Origin of the sequence: Saccharothrix hoggarensis (genome assembly GCF_042678885.1) — a bacterium.
Taxonomy (GTDB): Bacteria; Actinomycetota; Actinomycetes; order Mycobacteriales; family Pseudonocardiaceae; genus Actinosynnema; species Actinosynnema hoggarensis.
On the sequence record NZ_JBHTLK010000076.1, the window covers coordinates 18,529 to 28,336 of the forward strand.

Consider the following 9,808-nt stretch of genomic DNA (forward strand, 5'->3'; position numbering starts at 1 on the left):
CATGGGTTCGCCGGTCCCCGGCGCGGAGGGCACACCGCTCGCGGCGGCGAGCAGCACGTCGCCCGGGTTGAAGCCGCCCACGCGACGCAGCACGGAACTGTTCATGCTGGCGTTCGCCGCCATCCTGGTGACGGGCGCCCTGATCCTGGTGGAGGCGAACCAGGAGCAGGAACTCAGCATGCGCATCCTGTGGCTGGGGCTGGCGTACCTGGGCCTGCTGACGGTGGCGCACCTCGCGGTGCGCACGTGGGCGCCCTACGCCGACCCCGTGATCATGCCGTGCGTGGCGCTGCTCAACGGCCTGGGCCTGGTCATGATCCACCGGATCGACCTGGCCATGGCGGACGTGAAGCTGCCCGGCGGCGGCGTGTGGTCGCCCGCCGCGCCGAAGCAGGTGCTGTGGACGGCGATCGCGCTGGTGCTGTTCTGCACCGTGTTGAAGGTGCTGTCCGACCACCGCACGCTGGCCCGCTACGGCTACACGGCCGGCCTGCTCGGCCTGGTGGCGCTGGTGCTGCCCGGTGTGCTGCCGAGCTTCATCGCACCGGAGATCAACGGCGCGAAGATCTGGCTGAGCTTCGGCGCGTTCTCCATCCAGCCGGGTGAGTTCGCGAAGATCCTGCTGATGGTGTTCTTCGCCGCGTTCCTGGTGTCGAAGCGGGACCTGTTCACCATCGCGGGACGCCGGGTGATCGGCCTGGACCTGCCGCGCGCCCGCGACCTGGGTCCGCTGATCGCCGCGTGGGCGGTCGGCGTGAGCATCATGGTGCTGCAGAAGGACCTGGGCAGCTCGCTGCTGTTCTTCGGCATCGTGCTGGTGCTGCTGTACGTGGCGACCGAGCGGGCCGCGTGGGTGGTGCTGGGCGTGGTGATGTTCTGCGTCGGCGCCTTCGTGGCGTGGAGGCTGTTCGGGCACGTCCAGATCCGGGTGCAGAACTGGCTGGACCCGTTCGCGGACCCCACCGACGCGGGCTACCAGATCGTGCAGTCGCTGTTCGGGCTCGGCACGGGAGGCATGTTCGGCGCGGGCCTGGGCGGCGGCCGGCCGGACCAGATCCCGGAGGCGAACACCGACTTCATCACGGCCGTGATCGGCGAGGAGCTGGGCTTCGTCGGGCTGGCCGCGGTGCTGCTGATCTACACCGTGCTCGCGATGCGCGGCATGCGCGGCGCCCTCGCCGTGCGGGACACGTTCGGCAAGCTGCTCGGCGGCGGCCTGGCGTTCGCGGTGGCGTTCCAGATCTTCATCGTCGTGGGCGGCGTGACGAAGCTGATCCCGATGACGGGCATCACCGCGCCGTTCCTGTCCAAGGGCGGCTCGTCGCTGCTGGCGAACTACATCCTGGTGGCGCTGCTGCTGCGCATCTCGGACGCGGCGCGCGCGCCGAAGTCGACGCCGAAGCCCCGGCCGCAGCAGCCGGCCATCGCCGACCAGTTCACAGTCATGGTGGAGCGTCCGAAATGAACACACCGCTCCGCCGGGTCGGCCTCGTCATGATGGCGATGATGCTCCTGCTGTTGGGCAACGCCACGTACGTGCAGGTCATCAAAGCCGACGACTACCGCAAGGACCCGCTCAACCGCCGGGTGATCCTGGACCAGTACTCGCGGGAACGCGGCCAGATCATCTCCGCGGACGACGTGCCGCTGGCCGGCGTGCAGCGGGTGGACGACCGGCTGAAGTACCTGCGCACCTACGCCAACGGCCCGGTGTTCGCGCCGGTGACCGGCTACTTCTCCACGCTGTACGGCGCGGGCGGGCTGGAACGCGCCGAGGACGACCTGCTCAACGGCTCCGACGACCGGCTGTTCGCGCGCCGGGTGTCGGACCTGATCACCGGCCGCGATCCCAAGGGCGGCAGCCTCCAGCTGACCATCGACGCGCGGCTGCAGCAGGCGGCGTACGAGCGGCTGCAGGGTGTGACCGGCACGGTGGTGGCGATCCGGCCGCAGACCGGCGAGATCCTGGCGATGGCGAGCACCCCGTCGTACGACCCGAACGTGCTCGCGAGCCACGACGTGGACGTGCAGGAGCAGGCGTGGGTCGGCCTCGACGCCGACAAGTCCAAGCCGATGCTCAACCGCGCGATCCACGAGAACTACCCGCCCGGTTCGACGTTCAAGCTGGTGGTGACGGCGGCGGCGCTGGCCGAGGGCAAGAACAAGGACAGCGAGGTCGACGGCCGCCCGGTGATCACGCTGCCGGGCACGAACACCCCGCTGCCGAACTTCAACGACACCGTCTGCGGCAACGGCGTCACCGCGTCGCTGCAGGAGGCGCTGGCCAAGTCGTGCAACACGGCGTTCGCGGTGCTGGCCGCCGAGCTCGGCGCGGACAAGCTGCGCGACCAGGCGGCCAAGTTCGGCATCGGCGAGCAGGACCTGTCGATCCCGCTGTCGGTGGTGCCCTCGACGCTGGGGCCGATGACGGAGAAGCCCGGGATCTACCAGACGGGCATCGGCCAGAAGGACGTCCGGGTGACGCCGCTGGCCAACGCGGTGATGGCGGCGACCATCGCCAACGGCGGCGTGCGGATGCAGCCGCACCTCATCGGCAAGATCCTGGCGCCCGACCTCCAGGTGATCAGCGAGACCAAGCCGGACGAGGTCGACGACGCCATGGAGCCCGAGCACGCCGAGGCGCTGCGCGACATGATGATCGCCTCGGAGAACAACACCGGCGGTGGCGGCAAGCTCAGCGGCGTGACCATCGCGTCCAAGACCGGCACCGCCGAGCACGGCGAGGACGTGCGCTCGACCAACCCGCACGCCTGGTACGTGGCCTTCGCGCCGGCCGAGAAGCCGGAGATCGCGATCGCGGTGATCGTCGAGAACGGCGGCCAGCAGGGCCTGTCCGCCACCGGCGGCCGCGTCGCCGCGCCGATCGGCCGTGCGGTCATCGGCGCGTACCTCGGGGGACGCTGATGCTGACCTCCGGCCAGTTGCTCGCCGAGCGGTACCGCCTGAGCAGGCGGATCGCGGTCGGCGGCATGGGCGAGGTCTGGGAGGCCGACGACACCCGGCTGGACCGGAAGGTCGCGGTGAAGGTGCTGAAGGCGGAGCTGAGCGGCGACGCCGAGTTCCTCAACAGGTTCCGGATCGAGGCGCGCACCACGGCGTCGCTCAACCACCCCGGCATCGCGGCGGTGCACGACTACGGCGAGACCGCGTCGATCCCGGACGGCCCGGAGGACACCGCCTACCTGGTGATGGAGCTGGTCGAGGGCGAGCCGCTGGCGGCGATCATCGCCCGCGGCAGGCTGAACGCCGACCGCACGCTGGACGTGCTGGAGCAGGCGGGCAACGCGTTGCAGGCGGCGCACGAGCGCGGGCTGGTGCACCGGGACGTGAAGCCGGGCAACATCCTGGTGACGCCCACCGGCAAGGTGAAGATCACCGACTTCGGCATCGCGAAGGCCGCGGACGCGGCGCCCGTGACGCACAGCGGCATGGTCATGGGCACCGCCCACTACATCGCGCCCGAGCAGGCGCTGGGCCACGCCGCCGAGCCCGCGTCGGACGTGTACGCGCTGGCCGTGTGCGGCTACGAGTGCCTGACGGGCCACCGGCCGTTCCGGTCGGAGAACGCGGTGACGGTCGCGATGATGCACATCCGCGACATCGCGCCGCCGCTGCCGCCGGACGTGCCGCCGGGCCCGCGGGCGCTGATCGAGGCGACGTTGGTGAAGGACCCGCGCCAGCGCTACCGCAACGGCGGCGAGTTCGCGTCCGCGGTGAGCGCGGTGCGCGCGGGCCAGCCGCTGCCCGCGCCGTCCGGCCTGGCGATGGCCGTCGGGTCGCCGCCGATGGCCCCGCCGCTGACGCCGCAGCCCATGACTCCCCCGCCCGGTCAGCACACGCATTCGGGCCTCCCGGTGACCCACCCGGGGTCGCGTCCGGGCATGCAGCCCGTCCCACCAGCCATGAACACTCCGCACACGGGCGCTTTCCGTCCGTTGCCGCCCGGAGCCAGGCCACCGGGGCGCAATCGCGCCGTGGTGTGGGTTATGGTCGCTGTGCTGGTGGTCGCGTTGCTGGTGTTGGGCGTGGTCACGTTGCGCTGGGCGCTGCGGGGCCAGGCGTCGCCCGAAGGGGCGTCGCCGAGCGGGACGAACCAGCCGGGCGCCACGAGCGCCCGCCCGCTCGACGACTCCACCGATCGGCTCCCCGGCAAACCGAAGGTGACGATCACGAAGTCGGACTACGTCGACCTCCCGGTGGACGAAGTCGCGAAGATGCTCTCCGGGTACGGCTTGTCGCCCGAGGTGCACTCCGAGGACGGGGGCGCGCCGCGGGACGAGGGGCGGTGCCTGGTGTCGGACCTGGCGCCGACCGGTGAGGTTGCGATCGGCTCACGGGTCACGGTGACGTGTGTACCGACCTAACGCCGAAACGGTACGACAGCGAACGCAAGGCTTGATGGTGAGACCGTTGACGAGGAGCGGGACGAAGCACTGATGAGCACTCCGCGACTGCTCTCCAACCGCTACGAACTGGGTGAGACCCTCGGCTACGGCGGCATGTCGGAGGTGCACAAGGGGCGGGACGTCCGGCTCGGCCGCGACGTTGCCATCAAGGTCCTCCGCGCCGACCTCGCCCGTGACACCCAGTTCCAGGAGCGGTTCCGTCGCGAGGCCCAGAACTCGGCCGCGCTGAACCACCCCGCCATCGTCGCGGTCTACGACACCGGTGAGACGCAGACCGAGTACGGCCCGCTGCCCTACATCGTCATGGAGTTCGTCGACGGCCGCACGCTGCGCGACATCGTGAAGACCCAGGGGCCGCTGTCGGGCAAGCGGGCCATGGAGGTCATGGCCGACGTGTCGGCCGCGCTGGACTTCAGCCACCGGCACGGCATCGTGCACCGCGACGTCAAGCCCGCGAACGTCATGATCACCCGCTCGGGCGCGGTGAAGGTGATGGACTTCGGCATCGCGCGGGCCGTGCACGACGGCCAGGCCGCGGTGACGCAGACGGCCGCCGTGATAGGGACCGCGCAGTACCTGTCGCCGGAGCAGGCCCGCGGCGAGGCCGTGGACGGCCGGTCGGACGTGTACGCGTCGGGCTGCGTGCTGTTCGAGCTGCTGACCGGCGAGCCCCCGTTCACCGGCGACTCGCCCGTCGCGGTGGCGTACCAGCACGTGCGGGAGGACCCGAAGCCCCCGTCGACGCTGAACCCGAAGGTGACGCCGGCGCTCGACGCGATCGTGCTCAAGGCGATGGCCAAGGGGCCGGCGAACCGCTACCAGTCGGCCGCCGAGATGCGCGCCGACCTGGTGCGCGTGCTGTCCGGCCAGCGCCCGTCCGCGCCCGCCGTGATGACGCCCGAGGACCGCACCGCGGTGCTGAACCAGTCCTCGTCGCCGCGCACGGAGGTCTCCACGGGCGGCAGGCACCGGCCGTCGGCGCTGCGCGAGGAGGCCGCCGAGTACGACCCGCTGGCGGAGGAAGAGGAGGAGCGGCGCGCCCGGCGCAAGAAGACGATCATGGTCACGCTGGTCGTCCTGCTGTGCATCGCCGTGCTCGCCCTCGCCACCTGGATCACCACGACGTTGCTCAACAGCGAGGACAACGCCGCGGCGCCGGACAAGGTCAAGGTGCCGCAGCTCGTCGGCATGACGCAGGTCGCCGCCCAGGACGCGATCCGGGACGCCGAGCTGGTCGCCGGCGAGGTGCGGACGGTGCACTGCCAGCCGGGCAACACGCCCGCCTGCGGCCCGGACGACATCGGCAAGGTCGTGGAGACCGACCCGCCCGCGAACCGCGAGGTCGGCAAGCGCACCCCGGTCGTGCTCGTCGTGGGCGACAAGCCGGAGGAGCTGGCCGTCCCGGACCTGACCGGGCTGACGCCGCAGGACGCGCAGAAGAAGCTCGAAGCCGAGAGCTGGGTGTTCCAGCAGGCCCAGGACACGATCGAGACCGACGACCCGAAGCTGGTCGGCAAGGTCGCCGAGCAGGTGCCGAACCCGGGCACCACGGCGGCCAAGGGCAGCACGATCACGGTGAAGCTGGGCAAGGCGCCGGACACCGTGCAGCTGCCCGACGTGACCGGCCAGACCGTCGCCAACGCCAAGGCGACGCTGGAGGGCAACGGGTTCAAGGTGCAGACCAAGGACGTCGACAGCGCCGAGGACCAGGGCGAGGTCGTCGGCCAGAACCCCGCGCCGGGCCGGGTCGCGAAGGACACGCTGGTCACGTTGAGCGTGTCGAAGAACAACCAGTTCCTCATGCCGGACCTGCGCGGGCTCACCGAGAACCAGGCCCGGACCAAGCTCAGCCAGGCCGGGTGGACCGGCAACGACCTCACGGTCAGCGGCAAGGAGACGGTCAACGACCTGACCCAGGACAAGAAGATCCTGACCCAGGAGATCGCCCCGAACACGCCGGTCGGCAAGAACGCCCGGATCAACGTGGTGCTCGCCGAGTTCCGCGTCGGCGGGGGCGGCGGACCGACCTCGACGAGGTAGCGACCTCGCGGCAGACGACGAAGGCCCCCTCCGCGCGGAGGGGGCCTTCGCGTTCGTCAGGGGTCGGCCTACCTCTGGCGGGCCGCCGCGGCGAGTTGGCGCATGCCGTTCTCGAGGTGGGAGACGGTGCCCTCGGGCACCTCGAAGCCGCACACCGCGAGCCAGTTGGCGAGCATCCGGTGACCGCCGTCGGTCAGCACGGACTCGGGGTGGAACTGGACGCCCTCCACCGGGAGCTCGCGGTGGCGCATGGCCATCACGACGCCGGACTCGGTGCGGCCGGTCACCTCGAACTCGGCCGGGATCGTGTCCGGCAGCACGGTGAGCGAGTGGTAGCGGGTCGCCGTGAACGGGTTCGGCACCCCTTGGAGCACACCGGCGCCCGTGTGGTGCACCACACTGGTCTTGCCGTGGAGGAGTTCCGGGGCGAGGTCGACCGTGCCGCCCCACACCGCTCCGATGGCCTGGTGGCCGAGGCACACCCCGAGCACCGGCACGCCCGTGTCCGCGCAGTGGCGGATCACGTCCATGCTCCTGCCCGCCTTGTCGGGCGTGCTCGGACCTGGGCTGACGAGGACGCCACCGACCTCGCCGACCTCGTCCAGCTCGACCGCGTCGTTGCGCCGGACCACGCACTCGACGCCGAGCTGGGCCAGGTACTGGACGAGGTTGTAGACGAAGCTGTCGTAGTTGTCGACCACGAGCACGCGCATGCCGCCAGCGTAGCCGTGACGAACCTCTCGCCAGAAGTGAGCTTAGGCTCACCTAACGTTGAGGTATGACACGTTCCCTGCGCGTCGCCGTCGTCGGCGCCGGTCCCGCCGGCATCTACGCCGCCGACATCCTGACCAAGGCCGTCGCCGAGTCCGGCGGCACGGTGGGCATCGACCTCTTCGAGCGCATGCCCGCGCCGTACGGCTTGATCAGGTACGGCGTCGCGCCGGACCACCCGCGCATCAAGGGCATCGTCAACGCCCTCCAGCGCGTGCTGGACCGGCCGGGCATCCGGTTCTTCGGCAACGTCGAGTACGGCGTCGACCTCAAGCTCGACGACCTCCGGCACTTCTACGACGCCGTCGTGTTCTCCACCGGCGCGGACAAGGACCGGCCGCTGGACGTCCCCGGCATCGACCTCGACGGCTCGTACGGCGCGGCCGACTTCGTCTCCTGGTACGACGGCCACCCCGACGTCCCGCGCACCTGGCCGCTGCGGGCCCGCGAGGTCGCCGTGCTCGGCGTCGGCAACGTCGCGCTGGACGTCGCGCGCATCCTGGCCAAGACCGCCGACGAGCTGTTGAGCACCGACATCCCGGACAACGTCTACGACGGCCTCCGGGCGAGCCCGGTCACCGACGTGCACGTGTTCGGCCGCCGCGGCCCCGCCCAGGCCAAGTTCACCCCGCTGGAGCTGCGCGAACTCGACCACTCGCCCAACGTCGAGGTGGTCGTGCACCCCGAGGGCATCGACTTCGACGCGGCGAGCATGGCGGCGATCCGGTCGAACAAGCAGGTCGAGATGGTCGTCCGGACGCTCCAGGAGTGGGCGATCCGCGACGTCGGCGACCGGCCGCGCCGGCTGCACCTGCACTTCCTCGAAGCGCCGGTCGAGGTGCTCGGCGAGACCCGGGTGACCGGCCTGCGCACCGAGCGCATGGAGCTGACCGGCGACGGCGGCGTCCGCGGCACCGGCGAGTTCACCGACTGGCCCGTGCAGGCCGTCTACCGCGCCGTCGGGTACCGGTCCACGAACCTCGCCGACCTGCCGTTCGACCACGCGTCCGGCACCGTGCCGCACCAGGCGGGCCGGGTGCTCGACCTGGACGACCGCGCCATGCCCGGCGTCTACGTCACCGGCTGGATCAAGCGCGGGCCGATCGGGCTCATCGGCCACACCAAGGGCGACGCGCTGGAGACCGTGACCAGCCTGCTCGCCGACGCGCCGGGGCTGCCGGTCGCGCCGAGCCGCGAGCCGGACGCCGTGGTGCGGTTCCTGGAGCAGCGCGCCGTGCCGTTCACCACCGTCGACGGCTGGCGCAGGCTCGACGCGCACGAGATCGCCCTCGGCGCGGCCCGCGACCGCGCCCGGATCAAGGTCGTGGACCGCGAGGAGATGACCGACATCTGCCGGTCATAGCCCTACTGGGGCGTGGTGACGTTGTTGAACGGCAACTTCGGCTCCGCCCACGGGAACACCACGAACATCAGCAGCGCCACCACCCCGGCCACGAGCACCAGCGCTTCCAGGACGCGCACGGGCAGCGGGCCGGGGAGGTGCCGCCAGATCCACCCGTACATCACTGCTCCTTCATCTCTTCGGGCACGAAGCCGGGGGCCTTGGGGTAGCTCATCGTCAGCACGGCGTGCACGATCAGCCGCTGCTTGTCGGAGAACCGCGGGTGGCACGTCGTCAGCGTCATCAGCGCCGCCTGCTGCGCCACCGGCACCTCTCCCTCGAAGCCGGGCACCGGGTTGATCACCTCGCCGTCGGTGGGCAGCACGATCTGCTGGCCGACCGCCTTCTCGTACGGCGCGCCGAGCGGCTTGACGTTCGCGCACTTGGGGTTCGCCTGCTTCTCCGCCCAGCCGGCCACCTCGCTCGACTTGGGCAGCATCCGGTAGACGAACCAGTGGGTCTGCGTCTCGACCAGGATCGCGTCGCAGGAGCTGAGCAGGTCGAGGTCGTTGAACGGGGCGCCCTTGCCGACCCGGTGGCCCGCGACGGAGAAGTTGCCCGGGTCGCCCGGCAGCGCGGTGCCCTTGTAGTGGCCGGGCCCGATCTCCAGGTCCTTGTCCGTGGTGCCCTCGACGATGGAGAACTTGTAGTCCGGGCCGAACACCGGGATGTACATCTTGGCGAACGCCTGGCCGTCCAGCAGGTCGTACTGGACCTTCCGCTGCTCGTCCACCTCGACGGTGTTCGAGTTCCACTGGTCGTCCAGCGCCTGCGTGGCGTCGTCCTGCTTGCCCGCCGAGATGAGGTCCGTGACGTACACCTCGTAGACGACGAACAGCAGGATGACCAGGCCCGCCGTGATCAGCAGCTCGCCGATCGCGCGGACGGTCTTGCGCGCCGTGCTGTCGCGGGGCGGCGGCCGGTCGTCCTCGTAGTCGTCGTCTTCGTCCGCGTAGTAGTCGTCCTCGTACGCGTCGTCGGCGTAGTCCTCGTAGTCGTCGTCGTAGTCGTCCACGGGCGCGATGACCTCGGTGGGCGGTTCGACCGGGCGGGGACGGCGCGGCGGCGCGGGCGGGCGACCGCCGGGAGGCGGCGGGAGGCTGCCGGAGAACGCGTTCGTGTAGCGGGTGGCGTCGGCGTCCGGCGTCGGCCGGGGACGCGGGCCGGG

The 9,808-nt window shown here is 71.0% G+C and carries 8 protein-coding genes; 5 read left to right on the top strand and 3 right to left on the bottom strand.

Annotation, left to right across the window (positions count from 1 at the left end; translation table 11 throughout):
* The first annotated feature begins 1 nt into the window (after position 1).
* The 4 genes from ACFQ3T_RS16670 (at position 2) to pknB (ending at position 6,467) form a co-directional block, all read left to right on the top strand.
* Positions 2–1,465, top strand: a complete 1,464-nt coding sequence (locus tag ACFQ3T_RS16670; protein ID WP_380724181.1) for an FtsW/RodA/SpoVE family cell cycle protein — start codon at positions 2–4, stop codon at positions 1,463–1,465.
* On the top strand, positions 1,462–2,925 hold the full coding sequence (locus tag ACFQ3T_RS16675; protein ID WP_380724182.1) for a peptidoglycan D,D-transpeptidase FtsI family protein: 1,464 nt from the start codon (positions 1,462–1,464) through the stop codon (positions 2,923–2,925). Before ACFQ3T_RS16670 ends, ACFQ3T_RS16675 begins: the two co-directional genes overlap by 4 nt.
* Positions 2,925–4,385, top strand: a complete 1,461-nt coding sequence (locus ACFQ3T_RS16680; RefSeq protein WP_380724183.1) for a protein kinase domain-containing protein — start codon at positions 2,925–2,927, stop codon at positions 4,383–4,385. Before ACFQ3T_RS16675 ends, ACFQ3T_RS16680 begins: the two co-directional genes overlap by 1 nt.
* 72 nt (positions 4,386–4,457) lie before the next feature.
* On the top strand, positions 4,458–6,467 hold the full coding sequence (pknB, locus tag ACFQ3T_RS16685; protein ID WP_380724184.1) for a Stk1 family PASTA domain-containing Ser/Thr kinase: 2,010 nt from the start codon (positions 4,458–4,460) through the stop codon (positions 6,465–6,467).
* A gap of 68 nt (positions 6,468–6,535) precedes the next feature.
* On the opposite strand, the gene ACFQ3T_RS16690 is transcribed toward pknB, so the two are convergent.
* The gene (locus tag ACFQ3T_RS16690; RefSeq protein ID WP_380724185.1) at positions 6,536–7,180 is read right to left on the bottom strand and encodes an aminodeoxychorismate/anthranilate synthase component II; all 645 of its coding nucleotides are present in this window, start codon (positions 7,178–7,180) and stop codon (positions 6,536–6,538) included.
* A gap of 65 nt (positions 7,181–7,245) precedes the next feature.
* Between ACFQ3T_RS16690 and ACFQ3T_RS16695 the strand changes: the two genes are divergently transcribed.
* Entirely contained in the window at positions 7,246–8,601 is a 1,356-nt protein-coding gene (locus ACFQ3T_RS16695) for an FAD-dependent oxidoreductase (protein ID WP_380724186.1), read from the top strand.
* 2 nt (positions 8,602–8,603) lie between these two features.
* Here the strand turns inward: ACFQ3T_RS16695 and ACFQ3T_RS16700 are convergent, their stop codons facing one another.
* Both ACFQ3T_RS16700 and ACFQ3T_RS16705 read right to left on the bottom strand, forming a co-directional pair.
* Complete coding sequence (locus ACFQ3T_RS16700; protein ID WP_170185175.1) at positions 8,604–8,762, bottom strand: hypothetical protein; 159 nt, start codon at positions 8,760–8,762, stop codon at positions 8,604–8,606.
* Positions 8,762–9,808, bottom strand: a 1,047-nt coding sequence (locus ACFQ3T_RS16705) for a class E sortase (RefSeq protein ID WP_380724187.1), incomplete at its 5' end; no start/stop codon positions are given. The genes ACFQ3T_RS16700 and ACFQ3T_RS16705, both read right to left, overlap by 1 nt.